Here is a 19,745-nt window from a genome sequence, read left to right on the forward strand (position 1 = left end):
ATATTCCGCTTTAAGACTTTTGCAAAAATTACATTCTTATGAAAACCTCTGTACGATTTTCTTTAACTTGGACGTAACAGTAACTTTCTCACTCTGTGTGAGACCTATTGTATAAACAACAGCAGATGTTACAAGCAAACTGCACAAACAAACAACAGATAATCTAATCCAACCACCGTCTAAAACCAAAAGTAATGGTAATGGGATTATAAATGTTAATAACATAACGCCAGCTACACGTCCCAATACATCTCTAAAGAAATAACTCAATGGCATATATAATAGTACTTTCATAAAATACAAACGAACCAGCAATGCTATACAATAAATAATTATGTATACAATATAAGTAGATTCAGGACCACAACCAAATTCAAAACATAACCATGAAAAAGGAAAAACCATAACTCCGACAATTGCTATGACTATCTGATAGCCTTTTATCTTACCAGTCGCCATAATAGCAGTCCAAAATGAATTTCCTAATAGAGAATCTACAAATGAAGAAAACACTATCAGCCTTACAAACACAATCGTATATTCTGGAACAGTTTTAAGCCAAATTTTCAGTATTGTCGGTGTTTCAAGCACAATAGGCACCGCAATAAACAGAAATAGAAAAGCACTAAACTTTGCTCCACGACAAACCAATTGATACATATAATCCAATTCTCCTGCAGAATAAGATTTCGTTATCTGAGGATTAATTGCTGTAGTAAAACTATTGGCGAAAGATTTTACTGCCGAATCAACTTGTACGGCAATACCACGAGCTGCGTTTGCTGCCACACCGAAATAAATATTCATCAGCATATTTACGCCTTGTGTGTTCAGCATAAAAGCTGATGAACCTAGAAAGTTCCAACCAGCAAATTTACCCATTTCGGAAAACAAGTCTTTATCAAGAAGTAAATGATAGGTACATTCTTCAAACTTACGCCTGCAATAAATACCATATATTGTACGAATAATAAATGCAACAACCAAATATAATACCGAATATGTTTTCAACTTGTCTAATGGCGACAAGTACAGCATATATGCAATAATTAACTGTAGAACTGCATTAACAATACTAATCACAGCATAAGCCCCCATTTCTTCGTGAGCTATAATTTCAGCATTAAACGGAACACTTATCAAATTTAGAACAAATGCACCAATAGCACATTGTAATACCCAATGAGCAGCATTCAATCTGTCATCAGGAATACTCATGTGATAATTCAAAAACCACAGACCTATAATTTCTGCCGCAATAACAATTACCACAGACATTATCAACTGAATATTTACACCTGTACAAAAGACAGCATTTAACCTTTGAGAATCTTTCTTACCTAACTCAAAAGTTATAAAACGCGTAATTGCATTAGAAAAGCTACCACTTAGTACAGTAAACATTGCTATAAACCCACCAACAACATTGTAAATACCAAAATCGCTAATTCCAAGAGCATTTAACACTACACGACTTGTAAACAACGCCACTGCCATTGTAAACATCATACGGATATATAGCAATAATGTATTTTTAACTATTCGCTTATTATTACTAGAATATTCTGTCATTATTATTTAGTACTAATCTAGTGTATGGTATAAGTTTTGGCTATCTCCCCCCATTATGAAAAATCACATCAATAGCACGAGCATGATCAATGACGTACAACCAATCACATACATTTTCTCTTTTGCCATATACAGGTTAATCATTAAAACTGAAGTTTGCATCTATATAATTATACTTATCAGAGCAATTATAGATTATAAACAACTCATTTTTAATTCATCTACGACTTTAAGCAAATATTGTCCATATTGATTCTTCAACATAGGCTTGGCCAGTTCGCGCATTTTATCTTCAGTTATCCATCCATGACGCAAAGCGATACCCTCCAAGCAGGCTACTTTCAAACCTTGACGTTTTTCTATAACTTCAATAAAAGTACTGGCTTCTGAAAGAGAATCATGCGTTCCCGTATCTAGCCAGGCGAATCCACGCCCCAGTAGCTGCACTTTAAGTTCCTGATCATTCAGGAATTGCTGATTCACTGTCGTAATCTCTAATTCACCACGCGAAGACGGTTTGATATTTTTAGCTACCTCCACCACTTTATTAGGATAGAAATAAAGACCAACTACTGCATAATTAGATTTTGGCTGAACAGGTTTTTCTTCTATACTTAAGACATTTCCCTCTTTATCAAATTCAGCAACACCATATCGTTCTGGATCAGCAACCCAATATCCGAAAACAGTAGCTTTATTTTCTTCTTCTGCAGTACGAACAGCCTCTTTAAGCATACGGGTGAAACTTTGTCCATAGAAAATATTATCACCGAGCACTAAACAAGCAGAATCGTTACCGATAAATTCTTCTCCGATAATAAAAGCCTGGGCCAATCCATCCGGAGAAGGCTGCTCCGCATATTCGAAACGCACACCATAATCTGAACCATCTCCCAAAAGGCGTTTAAAGCCTGGAAGATCATAAGGAGTAGAAATTATTAAAATCTCACGGATACCAGCCAACATCAGCACTGAAATAGGGTAATAAATCATTGGCTTATCAAAGATAGGGAGCAGTTGTTTGCTCACTCCTTTTGTGATCGGATACAAACGGGTACCTGAACCACCGGCTAAAACGATTCCTTTCATTGATTTGTTATGAGTACTCAAAATTAGAATAGCAGGATATATCCTTCTACTCAAAAACTGAATATTTTATTAAATAAATAGATTATCTTCTGAATTTGAAAAATAGTTCTACAAGCCAGACATAAGTTGTCCGACGACAAGGTGTCGACCAGATGATCGTAATGTTATGATTAGTTGATTTTTTCGCAATACCACTTTGGAATGTGCAGCATGACGCCGATAGTAGCCAACGTAACAACTACGTAATAGCTCTTCTTGTATTGCGTAAGTTTGCCTTCGAGTCCGGCAAACGGGCCACGGATCACCCGAACTGCTTGTCCGGGACGGGCTTCTGCTGTAACTGTATCGACATAAAGAGTTCCTTTATAATTAGGATCGCATACGGCACGGAATTCCAACATCTCATGGTCTGGAATTTCATAACACCGCCGTGTACTCCGGTCACGAACAAGCAGAAAAGGTATAGTACAATCCTTTACCCTCTCTAATAGTTCCTTTTCCGTAAATTCTTTCTCGATAAACAGCAGATTGTGTACAGCTGGAGTCAGCTTCCGATGCTTTTTACCATCGAGTGTCTCATACTCTACAAAACGCATCGGAATAAAATAATTTACCCCTTTTTCCTCCAAATATTTCCCCAAATGCTCTTCTTTACAATAGAAGGTTTGTATGGCATACCATGCCTTACTTCCCTCTGTTTGTCGTTCTTTGTCCAAATCATTCATTATCACCCATTACCCCTTGTTTTTATTTCATCACTTACTTAAAAGACAAAAGCGCCCTGACTTCCACAAATGAAATCCATTTATGAAGCAGTAGCGCATCTCTTAAGGATTTAGCCTTTTTATCTTATCTCCATATAAGAACCAAGGTTCATAGAGAAACGGATACAGTACTAAAACGATGCAAAAGTAATACAATTTAATAAAAGAACATACTTTTACAGCTTTTATTTTGCCCACCAAGATGTTAAACTCTTGCCTGAGCCAACAGAAATTCCTCTAAGTGTTTCATAGCGATACACTTAGAGGAATTACACATATTACAACGATATTTCTTACTTCTTAGCTTCCTAGCGGCTTTCAATGATCAAGACTCCCTTTTTTAAGCCCTTACCCGTAGCTTCAAGGGTTATTTTTCCCGATTGTTCTGTTGAAGACACAATAGCAGTCATCATGCCACTAAAGACTTTCATCCTCGGACGCTGGAAAGATTCCAAAGAAGCTGCATTCCCATTAGCTCCTGCACGATAAGTGCCTGCTCCTTTCACTTTGAAACTAATCTCATGGGAGGCATCTGGACACAGATTACCATCTTTGTCTACTACACGTACTGTCACAAAAGAGAGATCTTTCCCGTCTGCCTTAATAACATCACGATCAGCTACCAATTCAATATGGTCGGGAGTACCGGCTGTATGAAGTTCTTTTTCAGCTACAGCTTTACCATTTGCATCATAAGCCACAACTTTCACCGTACCCGGCTCATATTTTGTATCCATCCACATCAGACGATAACGACTCTGACGCTTCAAGTTCATTATTGAAACAGAGTCGGCACTATTATTGATGGTTACAGAAAGGTCTTTGGTACGTTTTCCCTGACTCTTTCCATTGATAAATAATTCAGCTGAAGGATAGTTAGTATAGACAAAGACAGGAGTTATCTCTCCTTCACGTCCCGCCCAGTTCCAATGAGGAAGAATATGCAGTGTTTCCTCTTCTTTATTCCAGTGACTGCGATAGAGATAGTAGCGATCTTTCGGCAAACCTGCTAAATCGATAATACCAAACAGGGAAGAATGACTAGGCCAATCTGTATAATAGGGAGTCGGTTCGCCCAGATAATCGAATCCTGTCCAAACAAACTCTCCTATACAATAAGGCAGATCTTCATGCTGGATAAAGTCATCTTCGGGAAGATTGGACCAGGAGCAAGACTCTACATCATAAGAAGAAGACTGATGATCGTCATACTTCTTCATCCATTGACGGGTAACGGGGAATTTGTATACTCCACGAGAGCTAACTGTAGAAGCAGTCTCACTCCCCAAAACAATCTGCTGGGGAAGCTTTTTATAATTTTCCTGATATTTATGCGGTCTATAGTTAAATCCGGCAACATCCATTACTGCAGCCATATTATTATTGACAACGGCATCCGGTGCATCCATCCCCTGTGTGACAGGACGGGTCAGGTCTTCACGATGACAGATTTCTTGCAGGAAATAAGACATTTTAGGTCCTTTATTCCCATCCCACTGTTCGGGAACCTCATTTCCGATACACCACATCACCACACTCGGATTATTACGATAATGGCGTATTAAGTTCGTCAAATCCTTCACTGCCCATTCGTCAAAAACATGGCGATAGCCGTTCCTTACCTTCATAGCTTTCCATTCATCAAACGATTCTGCCATCACCATAATTCCCATCTCATCACAAGCTCTGATCAATTCAGGAGCAGGCATATTATGAGAAGTACGGATCGCATTACAGCCCATATCTTTCAGGATACGAATCTGATGACGGATGGCGGCATCATTTACGGCACCTCCCAAAGGACCGAGATCATGATGATTGCATACACCTTTGAATGGAGTTCTCTTCCCATTCAGGAAAAATCCTTTGTTGGGAATGACTTCAATAGTACGGATACCGAATGATGTTACATATTCATCTTTCAATGTATTGCCTTCATAGACTTTAGAGACGGCTTGATACAGGACAGGAGTTTCCGGACTCCATAAAGCCGGATGAGTAACAACAAGTTCCTGACTAAAGACATTATCATCAAAACGAGTACCTTGTTTTTCATTGGTAGTTACTACCTTTCCATTTTTATCTTTTAGTTCAGTCACAATACGATAAGCATCAAATTGTTTTCCGGAAGGTACAACCAAAGTAGTCTTTATATTAACTTTCGCATAGTCGTCCTTTACTACCGGAGTAGTTAACTGTGTACCCCATGTCGGAATATGTGCATCTTCCGTCACTACCAAATGCACATTCCTGTAAAGTCCGGCTCCCGGATACCAGCGGGAGGATTCCGTTTCATTCTCCAGACGAACAGCCAAAGTATTCATCATCCCCTCTTTCAGATAAGGGGTTACATCCAGATAGAAAGTATTGTATCCATAGGGCCAATAGCCAGCCTCCTGACCGTTGACATATACACGTGCATGGCTCATAGCTCCATCAAAAATCAATGTTGCCTTTTTACCCTTAGCAAAAGAAGGAGCATCAAAATTCAGCCGATACCAGCCTACCCCCACAAAAGGAAGCCCCCCCGTACGTCCGGCATGCTCCATTGCCTCTTTCTGCCCGTCTTGGGCAATGGCGGTCAACTGCTTATCATTATCTATACCAAAAGGTCCATAAATAGCCCAGTCATGAGGTACTACTACCGATTGCCACTTGACGTCATTATAGTCAGGCTGAATAAAATCGGCATTATCTTCACGCGTAAACTTCCATCCTTTCTCAAAAGTGTATGAGGTACGTACTTGCGCACTGATCACAGAGAAAGAAAAAAGCACGGCTATTCCTAATAAATTCTTAATATTTAAAGTCATAAATATACATCTAATTATTTCACAACTATTTCATCCGTAAATATCCATCCGCCAAATTCTTCTCCGGCGCAAGCTTGATAGCGTATATACCGACCTTTAGCATTGCCTTCCCATGAAACACTAATAAATTTAATAGCTTCCTCTTTATTAACCTTAGAAGTGTATTGTTTCAACTCTGTGAAGCTGGTCCCATCATCGGAAACAGAAATAAGGACGGACTCAGGCAGAAAGACTTCTGCTCCTACTACTTGCATAAAATCGGCAGAAACCGAATGGATGGAAGTCCTTGCCCCCATATCAATTATAACGTCCAAACGTTTTTTATCGATAAATCCTTGCCAAGATCCATCTCCATAGGTCCAGTCGCCACGAATACCATCAGTCAGAGCTGTATTTCCCTGAGCCGGATAATGAGGACTATAGGGAGCATTATAAATAACCTTCTTCCCTACAGCCAGATGGTTGATCGGTTTTAAAGACTCCGGACGACTTCCAATCTCATTTTTAAGATCAAAGGTATGATATCCCTTTGCTTGCAAATCATCAACCGCTTTTAAAGCACGATTATGGAAATCGGGCCATGATTTACGTTCAGGAGCTGACCACGCCACTTCTGCCAAAGCCAAGATACGAGGATATATCATATACTCCATATGTTCCGGTGTAGGAATATACTCAGCCCAGAGATTACCCTGCGCACCATAAACAAGTTCTGCCTGTTCTACGGTTAAAGAATCTGAGACTGGATTGTACGAATAAACTTTCTCCAATGGCAGATACCCTCCGATAGCTTCCGGCTGAGAATATGGAGCGTCCTGGTAACTATCCAAATAGCAATATTTACCGGGTGTCATTATTGCCTGATGACCAGAACGTACAGCAGCAATGCCTCCTTCTTCGCCACGCCATGACATTACAGTAGCATTAGGAGCCAAACCACCTTGGAGGATTTCATCCCATCCCAATAACTTACGTCCGTGAGCATTCAGGAACAGTTCTACACGATGAATCAGATAACTCTGCAGTTCGTCTACATTAGAAAGATGTTCATCCTGCATCCTTTTCTGACATTTCGGACAAGTCTTCCATGCCCCCTTACCAGCTTCATCACCGCCTATATGTATATATTCCGATGGAAAAAGTTCCATTACCTCAGTTAATACATTTTCCAGGAAAGTAAATGTCTCTTCATTCCCCACGCAGAAATCAGCATTCTTGTATGGTTCGCCCGAACAGGATAATTGCGGATAGGCAGCCAATACTTCTTCCGAGTGAGAAGGCATCTCTATTTCAGGAATGATTGTGATATAATGTTGTCGTGCATATGCAATAATCTCCTTCATATCATCTTGAGTATAGTAACCACCGGAAGCACCGGGTTCATCATAACGAAGATATTTCCGTCCGCCGTTCCACCACTTCTTCCAGTTAGCATCTGTACGCCAAGCTGCAAATTCCGTCAACAAAGGATATTGCTTTATTTCAAGTCGCCATCCTGCTGCATCTGTCAGATGCAAATGCAATCGGTTTATTTTATAAAATGCCAGTGCATCTATCTGTTTTTTCACAAATTCTTTAGAGAGGAAGTGACGGGAAACATCCAGCATCATTCCACGATAGGCAAAACGAGGGGTATCCTGCACATCAACAGAAGTTATAGAATAATCTGTACCCGAAGGTTGAGACAGCTGCAACAATGTCTGAATTCCATAAAATAGTCCTGCCCCAGAAGAAGCTTTGATTAAAATATGCTCAGGAGTAACAGACAGTATATAACTTTCCGGTAACACCAGCAGAGGATTCTTTTCTGATATTAGTAAAGACAAGACATTCTGTTTATCTTTCTTCTTTCCTTCCTTAAATTGTAGTGATAAGGCAGTTTTCAAATAGTCGCCAAGAAGAGCAGCTTCTTCTCCTTGTAAGTTTGTATAAAGCTTAGTTTTTTCAGAAAGTAAAAAAGAGCCCGTACCCTGCTCCATCTTTAAGGGAACAGGTATTACGGACTGTGCTTTTATGGGATGTGCACAAAAGCACATCCCGATTACCCATAAGAAAAGACAAACTTTAGTGTATCTCTTTCTTATATCCATTAATTAACAGTAATTTCGTCTACAAATAAAAAACCTGGATAATTCTTCCCACCATGCCATTCCGGAATACTTTTCTCGGGCGAAGCTATCACTTTCACATATTGTGCTGTTACAGGTGTAAATGTTAGTTTATGGTCATAGATGCCATTTTTATCAGTTTCCTTCATTGCAGGATAGTTTTCGGATGCCACTTTCTTGAAGTTCGTGCCATCATCTGATACCTCCACAGAAAATTCTCTTGCATCAAATACCCAGTCTCCCTTCTCTACACATGTAGAAATGGCAACACTTGAAATCTCGGTAGGCTGTTTGAAATCAATGGTCACATCCATATCATTACCTCTAAATGCAATCCAACGTCCGGTTTTATAGTTACCATTTCCCTTCAGGCCATCGACCAAAGTAGTCACACCTTTAAACTCATATTGTTTATTCACAGGCTGATTAGCAACAATCGGCTTCATGCTTGATTTACTGAAATTGATTTTCTCTGAAACGACACGACTATTTCCTGTGGGACGAATGGCAATAGCTGAGAAATCTACATTCTCCTTGACTTTCAAGACACCGTCATAAACTGGAGAAGCGCTAGTCGGCTCAGTACCATCCAAAGTGTAATGGACAGGTGCATTGTCGATTGTAGAAAGTATAATGTCTAAAGTACCATCAGCCGGATTCGGATTAAATTCAGCTTTCACATCAAATACGTGCTTTGCATAATTGTATCCTTCTGCATCATACCATTTAATCAGTCGTGGAAGACGAGATAAGAAATCTTCATAGTTCTTCTTATCAGGTGTTGACCACTGTACTTCACACAAAGCTGCCCAACGAGGCAATACCATATATTGAGCATGAGAGAAAGTAGCAATATACTCTGTCCAAAGATTAGCTTGTACACCTTTTATATATTGCTGTTCTTCCGGAGTAAGAGAGGCCGGCATGGGCTCGTAGCTGTAAACTCTTTCGATTGGCAAATAACCTCCGATACCAAAAGGTTCGTTTTCAGTATCTTTAGCTTGATAATAATCAAAATACAGATAAGTGTTCGGTGTCATGATAACATCGTGTTTCTGCTTGGCAGCTTCAATGCCACCACTTTCACCACGCCATGACATAACAGTTGCATTAGGAGCAAGTCCGCCTTCCAGAATCTCATCCCAACCGATAATCTGACGTCCGTGATCATTCAGGAATTTTTCGATATGATTGATAACGAAGCTCTGTAAACGTTCCTCTTTACTATGGTTCTTATCCGATTTCAATCCCAATGCTTTGATACGTGCCTGACATTTCGGACATTTTTCCCATCTAACTTTCGGACATTCGTCACCACCAACATGGATATATTCCGACGGGAAGATATCTATCAATTCACTATATACATCTTCTATAAATTTCAAGACTTGATCATTTCCAGCACAAAGCACATCATCGGCTACTCCCCATTGTCTCCATACTTCATACGGGCCACCGGTACATCCTAATTCTGGATAAGCAGTAAGTGCAGCCAACATATGTCCCGGAAGGTCAATTTCCGGAATAACGGTAATATAACGTTCAGCAGCATAGTCAACGATTTCCTTTGCCTGTTCCTGCGTATAGAATCCACCATAAGGCGTATTATCATATTCGCCTGAGTTACGTCCGATTACAGTTCCTGATCTTTGAGAACCGATCTCTGTCAACTTCGGATATTTTTTGATTTCCAGACGCCATCCTTGGTCATCAGTGATATGCCAGTGCAGACGATTCATATTGTGCAAGGTCAGCATGTCAATATAAGTCTTCACTTCATCTATTGTGAAGAAATGACGGCTGACATCGAAATGTGCACCACGATAACCGAAGCGGGGGGCATCTTTAATTTCTACAGCAGGCAGTGCTACGTCAGCTCCCTGTGCAATAGGCAATGACTTACGCAACGTTTGAATACCATAAAAAACTCCAGCTTCTGTAGGGGCAGTAATCGTAACACCTTGGTCGGTGACTTTCAACTGATAAGCTTCAGGGTTTTCTACTTCCGATCCCAATGCCAGCACTATTGCATTTTTTCCTTCTGTTCCGGCTTCAATCGAGAAATCTCTGCCGGTTGCAGTCTTCAGGTATTCAGCAAGGAATTTCGCATTACGTTGCATCTTCTCATTTCCTTCCGGATAGAGGATTTTCACACCGCTTTTCAGAATAAAGGGGTTTACTTGCGTTGTGACAATTTCTTGTGGTAACGGGATAATCTGATAATTGGCTTCTTCTTGTACTGAACCGCAAGAACTCATTAGCCCTGCCAGTGCCAGACATCCGGTTAGTTTTAGGAGTTGTTTCATAAAATAAAAAATTAGGTGTTAGTAGTTAATAAATTAGTTTTATTTATAGGTTTCACGAATGTGCTTGATATTTACAGAGAACTCCTCCCCTTTTTTTATCTGAGGAGAAGTAATAATCACTTTTTTACGTTCTCCAGGCAGAAGGTCAAAGAAGTTGTCACTGTAACGGGCTCCTTGCAATGGAATCTCAATGAAAAGGTCTTTTGCCAATGTTGACGAGAAAAGAGTCAATTCACATTTACCATCTGTCTGTTTCATTTTATATGATACTGATGCCGGAGGAAGCTGCAAATCTTTCGTTTTTTTAAAGAAATGAACGGCCTCTGCAACCGGATGCCCTGATTTATCTTTAAGTATCAATTGTAAAAAGCAGCGTTGACACTCCTCGGGAGTCAGCCAACCATCAATATTGATGCGATAAACACATTGGGAAGTATTAGCCGGAACTTTCAACGAATGTATCTGCACCTTCTTGCCTAATGTTTTTCCATCAAAATCTACCACTTTCATTTCCAATGCCATTTGCTCCATCGCATCCAGCCAATCTGAAATCAGATAGACACATAAACTGTCATTCTGCTGTATAGGATTAATCAAGATGGGAGCAAAAGCACGTTTTGCCTGATAATGCAACGCCTTCCAGTTTCCATAATAATCAATACTTGACCAGGATACCACAGGCCAACTGTCGTTCAACTGCCAATACAATGTCCCCATACAATAAGGACGATTGCGTCTGTGAGCTTCCAGTCCATGTCGCATCCCCTGCCCTTGCAAGACTAATCCGACATAGACAAAATCTTCAAAACTTTCAGGAATGATATAATCGCGTTCCATATAAGTACGAATCAATGAATTTCCAATACTACTCTTCTGATGGGCATTCATCACTTTCGATTCAATCTGATAATCTTCGGGGGCAGCAAAAGTTGCAATAGTTTTCATTTCCGGGAATGACTGGAAACCAAATTCACTCATAAAACGCGGCAAATCGGTATCCAAAGACTCAAAAGGTTTCTTACCATACCAAACTCCCCAGTTATGACTATCTCCTGTCCCCCACGATTCCGGACGTCCCCAATTGGCAAGGTAAGGAGAACTATGCACATAGAAACGATCTGCATCAAATTCTTTGACCATTGAAGGCAGTAATTCATGAAAGAGTTTATCATAGCCATGCAATAATCCCTGATAAACTTCCGGAGTAAACTTCTTCTCAAAGCCCCAATATTTCAATGCTTCCAATATTTCATTATTGCCACACCACATAGCTAAAGAGGCGTGATTCCGAAGACGACGAATGTTATAAACAGCCTCTGCCTCTACCCGCTTCAAGAAAGCAGGATCCGAAGGATAAGGAGTACACGCAAACATAAAGTCCTGCCAGACGAGTATACCATTCTCATCAGCAAGGTCATAGAAAAGATTATTCTCATATGTCCCGCCACCCCATACACGAACCATATTCATATTGGCTTCCTTCATATCACGGAACAAGGTCTGATATCGTTCAGCAGTAACATTAGGCAGCAATGCATCCTGAGGAATATAATTGGCTCCTTTGGCAAACATCGGTATGCCATTGACCTCAAAATAAAAAGACTCTCCATTCTTATCTTTTTCATTCACAACACGAATCGTTCGCAAACCGATCCGGTGAGATTGCTCTGCAACAATCCGTTCTCCACAAGCTATCTGAACAGAGAAGTCATACAAAGTCGGAGTTCCCCAACCATTAGGCATCCATCGTACAGGATTCGTCACCTCAGAAGGAAGAGTTATATGATTTATTCCGGGCTGCAATTTCACCTGCTGTTTGACTTCTGCAACAGCAGTACCATCCAAAGAAACACGAACTCTTACTTCAGCCGGAACTTCCTGAGAAAGGATCTGGTTTACAATGAGTTCATTAGATAAGCGTGCCGTTTCATCCGTCAGCGATACTTGTCTGACATGATAATCGGATATGGTAGCCACATCGTAAAAACGAAGTGTGACCGGACGCCAGACTCCACTTGTCACCATTCGGATTCCCCAATCCCAACCGTAACTATACGGAGCTTTACGAGTAAACACACTAAGATGTTTCTCATGATGATCATTATCCGCAGGATAATTAAAACCATTAGAGGCGTATTGTGGCAATGTTTGCCGGATAGGTGAATGGAAATAAATATATAAGTGATTCTCGCCCTTTCGCAATACAGATTTCACAGGAACCGTATAACCGACAAACATGTTATCTGCCTTAAGCAATAATGAACCATTCAGATATACGTCTGCATAAGTATCAAGACCCTCAAATATAAGCTGGATTCCGTCACGATTCAATTGTTCTTCGGAAACTATAAAAGAGGTTCTGTATTCCCAGTCCTCATTCTCCACCCATTGAATTTTCTCTTCATTCATTCCATAAAAGGGATTCGGCAGTAATTCATGATTGATCAGATCCTGATGGACCGTACCGGGAACCGTAGCTGACATCCACTTTTCTGTTCCTGATTGAGAAAATTCCCAACCGGTATCCAGTAGCATGACTTCCGAAGTGTCATTTCCCTGAGCATAAACCATACTACAGCAACATAGCAATCCACATGCTATCGGAGCTATCTTTTCTGTCAAATTTAAGATCATAGTGGGGGCATTAGATATTAACGGAGTAAAGATATTACTTTTTTGTCAAATATTTCCTATTGAAGCCACAAAATATCTCATTTCACCGCAAATTCAGCACGAAACGTCGAAGCAGGAAGTCCCGCACGATTAACCAGATTAGCCCGCGTGAAAGGTTGCCAGCCATACCGTACATAACGAGGATTCCGTACTTCTTTACTGTATACCTTCACTTGTTCTCCTACCACCTCAGCCGTTGCCGGATAATAGATACCCTCAAATTCCGCAACCTCAAAGCATCGCAAAGACTTTCCATCAGAGCTTCGCATCCCTTGTCCATAATCAAAAGACAAATAAACCTTCTCACCCCGAACATCTGCACTACGGAATAAGGGACCTGAAGGAACAATGTCTTTCAGATATGTCTTATTCAAAGCCCATCGTGCCAGACGTTCTCCCACTGGTTGTTTACAAGTAGGATGTACATCCAAAGAATCACCATGATCACTGGACACAGCCATTCCGATGTCAGAGATTTCATTCAGCATTCTGCGCTGACTATCACGAAACCAAGGCCAGGACGGACGATCTAGACTGGATAATTGCACATAATAAAAAGGTAAGCAATCATCATTCCAGTTCTTTCGCCAAGCATTCACCAGTAGTTTAAATAACGCCTCATGGGCTTCCCAATTATGAGCATTCGATTCTCCCTGATACCAGATTATCCCTCGTATCGGATACTGTTCTAAAGGGCGAATACCCGACTCATATAAATAACAGGGCTCATACGGATGTCTCTGCCGATTGTTCACTGACTTTTTTATATTCAATGCAGCCCGTCCACGTACCCATTCCTGAATAAAATCATTTTGGGTCCAATCCTTTAAAATGGCAGGGAAATGATATTCCAGACTAGTTCTATCTATCCAAGCTTCTGTGGGAGAACCACCAACAGCATTACAAATCAATCCAACCGGAACTTTCAGACTGTCTCTTAACATCTTACCAAAATAGTATGCAATTGCCGAAAAATCAGAAACGGTTTCCGGAGCGCATTCTTTCCACTCTGTATCCTTATAATATTGGAGATGATTCAATGAATCAAGTACAGTCGTTTCCCATTCGACAGCATTTGTGCGCCAACGCGCTTTCATATCATACAGACGAAGCTCCTGATCTGCGGCACGTGGAATATCAAGCCGGGCAGTCGAAGCCTGTTTCAGCATAAATTCCATATTGGACTGACCGGAGCAAAGCCAGACTTCACCCGCTAATACGTTATGATATTGAAGTACCTTCTGATTGGTTGAAATCTTCAGGGTATAAGGCTCCCCTGCCTTTAAAGGAGGCAGCGTTACCGACCATTTTCCATTCGGACCTACCTTTGTTTTCATTTGTCGGTCAGCTATACTTACAGTCACTTGATCTCCCGCATTGGCAGTTCCCTGAATCGTTAATGGAACCTCCCGTTGCAATACCATATTATCTGTATAAAGCAACGGCATTTTTAGTCCGCCATAATCTCCGGTGATGGCTGAATATACTGTCTGAGCCAAAACAAATGCTCCTTCGGGATCAGGATGTACAGCGTCCGTCAACATAAAAGGATAAGGGTACAACGGCTTATGGAAATCAATCAACTGCACCCCGGCATAGCGGGCCACATTTTCAATCGCCAGTTGTATTTCTCCATGCCAGTCACGTGTTCCTGACAGGAAACGAGGATGACGGTCGGCAATAGGTGTGAGTCTGGCAATCATAATCCGGGCTTCGGGATTGGCAACCCGAAAAGAGTCAATCAGTGCAATGTAATCTTTCACAAAGAAATCACGGTAATCGGGCCAGTCACGAGGATCAGTATCATTGATGCCCAGGTGAATGACCACAATATCTCCGGCAAAGTCAATAGCCCTGTGGTATTCATCTTGCTGCATATAAGGCCGGTGCCCCTTATTCAACAGCGTAGCACCGGACTTACCGAAGTTTTCAACTTGATAGGACTCTCCCAGCATTTTCTGTAATTGCACCGGATATGACTGTGTAGCCCGGTCGGGCAATCCATAACCATAGGTTATACTATTACCTATGCAAGCGACTTTTATACGATGTTGCTGCGCATAGAGTACTACACTCAAAGTCAGAAACAAATAAATAATAAAAGACTTCTTCATTTTTCTTGTTAACGTAAGCTTTTACAATTTCTTCTCCGGAGAATAGATCAGTCCTTCCACAGCCTTTTCTCCGTCAAGAGTAACAAATACCGTAGTAAACATCCATTTCACCAATCGTACTTCATTCATCGAGAATTTACCGACAGGCAGTTTCAGCAATACCTTATTCCAGCCCTTATTCAAATGAACCTGTAGCGGCGGACGAGCCACACAATTTTCATTTCCTAAAGCTGTCTCCGAATTTTTCACCCGATGAGTAGCAGACCATACCGGAGGTAATATCTCCTGATTATTAATCCAAATACGGCTTTCTTTATAATCCCATTTCCCCGGTAATGGAGGCAGATCATTCTCCGAACGTCCATAGTTCTGAAATTCTGCCCATAGACCTACCTCCTGTGCTTTAGGAGAATAAACATACGTATAGGCATAAGCTGTATGATTTTCCTGCGGATCTTTATAAAAAGCCGGTACTATTTTGCCCCAGACATGTCGAAGATAAATACCAGCTCCTATGGCAGGACGTACTCCGTAGTGTTTTCCTTCATAAATATATGAATCTTTCAACTCCTCTTCCGGTGGAAACACTTTAGTCAGATCTCCTTCATTTGGAAAAGCATCTGTAATATTCCATTTTACATTAGTCTGTTTGACGTAGGCAAATGGATATCCTTTAAACATGTGCTCTTTATACCATAACATACGACTTTCGAAGTCCTTAAAGTTGCTAAAGACTTCCGACTTCTCATCCGCAGGAAGAATTGTTCCCTGCTTATCAAAATATTCAGTTCCTCCTCCCCGCCACGCACGTTCTGCAATCGCCAACATATTCGGGTAAAAGTTATTCTCCAGAATCATATTCCATTCCTTATCTATCAAACGATCATTCCAGATGCCCATAATAACTCCCGCAAGATCATCACTTCCCATATCCGCATTATAAATACGACTATTATACAATGCAATAATATCACCGAACGTATCAAAATGATTCAGATAATGGAAACGGGAATCAATGGCCGGAGTACCTTGCCGGGCTTTTCCCCGATAACTCCAAAGCTGCATCATGTCAATTTCACCTGCCTTATACTTCCATCCGGGATTCCAGGAAATCACTTTCTTTCCTTTGTTACGGACATAAGCCACCATTTCAGGGACAAACTGTGGATTGGTAAACTGCACCTCATCTGTACCAATATGGATATAGGGAACATCAAATGTTTCACAGACCTCATCCAACAGAAGCTTCAATATTTTCATTCCTTCCGGGCTTTGCATATCATGACGGAAAGTACGAATAAATGCCGCACTATGCCCGGGCATATCAATCTCCGGAATCAATAGTACCTGATGGGCCTTACAGAAAGCTACCAAGTCTTTGGCTTCTTCCAACGTGTAATATTTGCCCGCCATACGAGTCATATTGATACTATCGTTCAGCATTGGAAAAATTTTACTTTCCAAACGCCATGCCTGATTCTCCGTTAAATGCCAGTGAAAAGTATTGATTTTAAACCGGGATAATATAGCTATCTCACGCTTCAGTTCCTCTACAGACAAGTAGCTGCGTCCTACATCCTGCATGAAACCTCTAATCCGGAAAGCCGGCCAGTCAGTGATCGTACAACATTGCAAACGATTTCTTCTTCCACCCGCTTCTTTCAATTGAAAAAGTGTCTGCATCGCCCAATATACGCCACGCTCTGCTACAGCCTCTACCGTAATAGTCTTTGGAGTAATAGTCAGACGATAAGCCTCTTCCTGATTGACAGGTATATTTTCAATCGTGTCAATCAGTTTTATATTTATGGAGGATGCCGACTGATCGGCCAAAGTACCTCCCATCTCTGTCACAAACTGCTTCCATTCCTGTGAAAGCACAGGAGTAGAAAGCCGCATTTTACCCATGACAAAATATCCTTTTGCCAAAATACATTGCTGAGGTTGGGGAAGCAGATGCAACTGACCTGCTCCCAATATATATAATGTATGGAATAAAAATGCAATTCCTAAAAAGATTCGAAGACTTCTCATCGAATCAGATCTTTCAGTTTCACCGCTTGGAATGTCATATGAGCTGCACTGCTTTCATATAAGATGCCAATAGTCTCCCGATCGATCATTGTCAGACAGCTATATCCCCAGCCTTCTCCTTCATCCAGCATTAACTGATGTTCGGGAAGCCAGGTCACTCCTCCGTCCAGACTTGCTTTAATAGTTATATGATTACGTCCTTTGGTAGTATTCGGATTCGAGAATAAAAGAATATCCTTATTAAGTACATTATCTTTAACTCCAACATGAATCAAACTTGCCATACACACAGGCTCCTGCAGTGCCTTTCGAGAGGAAGGATGTTCTGTCCATGTCTTTCCTAAGTCTTTTGTAATTGCTACGGCACGGCTTCCTCCACGGTTATCCCGCATATTCAGCATCAGCACTCCGGGCTCTATTTCTACCACTTGCGCTTCGGTTGTATTGGTACGTGCCAGATTGTGCATCTTCCACGTTTTTCCTCTGTCTTTACTATACATGATTCCGGCATTAGGTATACGGGTAGAATCGATAAACTGAGTAGGAAATACTAAAGTTCCGTCACTCATCGTGATTCCCCGTCCCGGTCCCTGAAGCAAGAAATACCAGGAAGGATCTTTTACCTGATCGGTTATATTAATCGGCTTCGACCAAGTCTTACCGTCATCCGTACTTTTTGCCATAACCAATTGTGCCGTTTTATACATATCCATCCCGGGATGAGAACTCCACCAGGCACGCTGATTACCCATGCCGTGTGTCCATGCCGCAACAACCCATATTGTATTCGTTTGGGTATCTACCAGAATAGAAGGGTCCCCTACTCCATTCTGCGCAGCAGGCAAACCATCGTACTCACCAAACGAAAGAGGCAGTCTCATCTTCTCCCATGTTTTGCCGCCATCCGTGCTACGACTCAAACCGACATCTACATATTCTTGCAGATCGACACTGCTATTATAACGAACATCATATACGCCAAGCAGTGTTCCTTTATTGGAAGTGACCAATCCGGGAATGCGGAAAGAAGCTGAGCCATCATCACCGGCATGCCGAACACCGACAGCCATCCGGTGAATTATATCTTTCGGTGACCGTTCTTTACAAACAGCTTCTTTGCCATCTATCTTTACCGACTGGAGTTCGGAACTTATTTTCGTGAAAAGAGAAGCTTCGGGTTTCATCTGTAAACTGATCCAAAAGAAATTAACACCCGGAAATAACTTATAATGACTCTTCAATACGACTTTCGCAGAAGGTTTCTGTACTTCCGCACATTTAATTGAATAAGATGGTATCGCTGCCAATGTTCCTCCCGGACGATGACTGGATATATAATCGACCGGTGCAAACCTTTTCTTTCCTCTATCTTGTAAAGCTTCTGTACCTCCATAATAGAGTTTAACGGCCTGTACATCCGACAAATTCACACTCTTGCCAAAATCAAGAACGATCTCATCCATCATCCGGCTTTCTTTTGCATCTAAACGAAAGTAGAACAATACATTGTCCTGCCGCTCAATTAAAATAGGAATTTGTGTCTGATGGACAAAAACTGTGTCTGAGGCTTTCACATAAAGGGAGCACCCTATCAAGAGAACAAGGGTAAGTAAATAATGATTTCTTTTCATAAATGGGGGTATTAGTTAGTATAACGATGACAAAGATAAGATTTTCTCAGCATATATTTAACAAACAAAGCTACAAACTTGCAATTTTTACCAAGTTCTCGTAGGACTAGTTAACACCTTGACCACCGTTCTGGCGCTTGTCATCATCGACAAAGTGGGACGTAAGAAACTGGTTTACTACGGCGTATCGGGCATGGTCTTTTCCCTTCTCCTGATCGGTGCTTACTTTCTTTTCGGCGAAAGCCTGGGAGTATCCAGCCTCTTCCTGCTCATCTTCTTCCTGTTCTATGTATTCTGCTGTGCCGTTTCCATCTGCGCCGTGGTATTCGTGCTCCTCTCGGAGATGTATCCCACCAAGGTGCGCGGACTGGCCATGTCCATTGCAGGATTTGCCTTGTGGATCGGGACGTACCTGATCGGACAGCTCACTCCATGGATGCTCCAGAACCTTACCCCCGCCGGAACATTCTTCCTGTTCGCCGTCATGTGCGTGCCTTATATGCTGATTGTCTGGAAACTTGTGCCGGAAACCACCGGAAAGTCGCTGGAAGAAATTGAAAGATACTGGACCGGTTCGGAACAGCGGGAAAAAAGACCTTAATAACAATAAACTAACAACTGAGAAGTATAGAGGGGCCACA

At 41.3% G+C, this 19,745-nt stretch carries 10 protein-coding genes and 2 pseudogenes; 1 reads left to right on the forward strand and 11 read right to left on the reverse strand.

Annotated features, from left to right (window positions below; translation table 11 throughout):
• Window positions 1-36: 36 nt before the first annotated feature.
• From K6V30_RS18360 to K6V30_RS18410, 11 genes and pseudogenes are all read right to left on the reverse strand, one after another.
• Window positions 37-1,572 (reverse strand): lipopolysaccharide biosynthesis protein, encoded by a 1,536-nt coding sequence (locus tag K6V30_RS18360; protein WP_022301108.1) that lies wholly within the window; start codon window positions 1,570-1,572, stop codon window positions 37-39.
• A 49-nt stretch (window positions 1,573-1,621) separates the two neighbouring features.
• A pseudogene (locus tag K6V30_RS18365) lies at window positions 1,622-1,708 on the reverse strand (dTDP-glucose 4,6-dehydratase); the annotation flags it as partial.
• 59 nt (window positions 1,709-1,767) lie between these two features.
• Window positions 1,768-2,661 (reverse strand): glucose-1-phosphate thymidylyltransferase RfbA, encoded by an 894-nt coding sequence (gene rfbA, locus K6V30_RS18370; RefSeq protein ID WP_010537723.1) that lies wholly within the window; start codon window positions 2,659-2,661, stop codon window positions 1,768-1,770.
• Window positions 2,662-2,831: 170 nt separating this feature from the next.
• Window positions 2,832-3,386: a UpxY family transcription antiterminator gene (locus K6V30_RS18375; RefSeq protein WP_022301110.1), complete on the reverse strand. Its 555-nt coding sequence runs from the start codon at window positions 3,384-3,386 to the stop codon at window positions 2,832-2,834.
• Between the two features lie 347 nt (window positions 3,387-3,733).
• Window positions 3,734-6,238 (reverse strand): beta-galactosidase GalB, encoded by a 2,505-nt coding sequence (gene galB, locus K6V30_RS18380; RefSeq protein WP_055271555.1) that lies wholly within the window; start codon window positions 6,236-6,238, stop codon window positions 3,734-3,736.
• 14 nt (window positions 6,239-6,252) lie between these two features.
• On the reverse strand, window positions 6,253-8,328 hold the full coding sequence (locus K6V30_RS18385; protein ID WP_055271557.1) for a glycoside hydrolase family 20 protein: 2,076 nt from the start codon (window positions 8,326-8,328) through the stop codon (window positions 6,253-6,255).
• Window positions 8,328-10,652 (reverse strand): glycoside hydrolase family 20 protein, encoded by a 2,325-nt coding sequence (locus tag K6V30_RS18390; protein WP_055271559.1) that lies wholly within the window; start codon window positions 10,650-10,652, stop codon window positions 8,328-8,330. The genes K6V30_RS18385 and K6V30_RS18390 overlap by 1 nt, the downstream gene beginning before the upstream one ends.
• 39 nt (window positions 10,653-10,691) lie before the next feature.
• The gene (locus K6V30_RS18395) at window positions 10,692-13,286 is read right to left on the reverse strand and encodes a beta-mannosidase (RefSeq protein WP_055271561.1); all 2,595 of its coding nucleotides are present in this window, start codon (window positions 13,284-13,286) and stop codon (window positions 10,692-10,694) included.
• Between the two features lie 77 nt (window positions 13,287-13,363).
• Window positions 13,364-15,439: a GDSL-type esterase/lipase family protein gene (locus tag K6V30_RS18400; protein ID WP_055271563.1), complete on the reverse strand. Its 2,076-nt coding sequence runs from the start codon at window positions 15,437-15,439 to the stop codon at window positions 13,364-13,366.
• Between the two features lie 21 nt (window positions 15,440-15,460).
• Complete coding sequence (locus K6V30_RS18405; protein ID WP_010537716.1) at window positions 15,461-17,473, reverse strand: family 20 glycosylhydrolase; 2,013 nt, start codon at window positions 17,471-17,473, stop codon at window positions 15,461-15,463.
• Window positions 17,470-19,104 carry a sialidase family protein gene (locus tag K6V30_RS18410; RefSeq protein WP_055271565.1) on the reverse strand — a complete coding sequence of 545 codons (1,635 nt, stop codon included), beginning with the start codon at window positions 19,102-19,104 and terminating at the stop codon, window positions 17,470-17,472. Before K6V30_RS18410 ends, K6V30_RS18405 begins: the two co-directional genes overlap by 4 nt.
• An 85-nt stretch (window positions 19,105-19,189) precedes the next feature.
• On the opposite strand from K6V30_RS18410, the pseudogene K6V30_RS18415 reads away from it, so the two are divergent.
• Window positions 19,190-19,705 (forward strand): annotated as a pseudogene (locus K6V30_RS18415) (MFS transporter); the annotation flags it as partial.
• Window positions 19,706-19,745 lie beyond the last annotated feature (40 nt).

Source organism: Bacteroides faecis, assembly GCF_020091505.1.
GTDB lineage: Bacteria > Bacteroidota > Bacteroidia > Bacteroidales > Bacteroidaceae > Bacteroides > Bacteroides faecis.

Bases quoted from the DNA above. Each gene is read 5' to 3' on its own strand.
- K6V30_RS18360 (WP_022301108.1), bottom strand. From the start codon at position 1,572: ATGACAGAATATTCTAGTAATAATAAGCGAATAGTTAAAAATACATTA.
- rfbA (WP_010537723.1), bottom strand. From the start codon at position 2,661: ATGAAAGGAATCGTTTTAGCCGGTGGTTCAGGTACCCGTTTGTATCCG.
- K6V30_RS18375 (WP_022301110.1), bottom strand. From the start codon at position 3,386: ATGAATGATTTGGACAAAGAACGACAAACAGAGGGAAGTAAGGCATGG.
- galB (WP_055271555.1), bottom strand. From the start codon at position 6,238: ATGACTTTAAATATTAAGAATTTATTAGGAATAGCCGTGCTTTTTTCT.
- K6V30_RS18385 (WP_055271557.1), bottom strand. From the start codon at position 8,328: ATGGATATAAGAAAGAGATACACTAAAGTTTGTCTTTTCTTATGGGTA.
- K6V30_RS18390 (WP_055271559.1), bottom strand. From the start codon at position 10,652: ATGAAACAACTCCTAAAACTAACCGGATGTCTGGCACTGGCAGGGCTA.
- K6V30_RS18395 (WP_055271561.1), bottom strand. From the start codon at position 13,286: ATGATCTTAAATTTGACAGAAAAGATAGCTCCGATAGCATGTGGATTG.
- K6V30_RS18400 (WP_055271563.1), bottom strand. From the start codon at position 15,439: ATGAAGAAGTCTTTTATTATTTATTTGTTTCTGACTTTGAGTGTAGTA.
- K6V30_RS18405 (WP_010537716.1), bottom strand. From the start codon at position 17,473: ATGAGAAGTCTTCGAATCTTTTTAGGAATTGCATTTTTATTCCATACA.
- K6V30_RS18410 (WP_055271565.1), bottom strand. From the start codon at position 19,104: ATGAAAAGAAATCATTATTTACTTACCCTTGTTCTCTTGATAGGGTGC.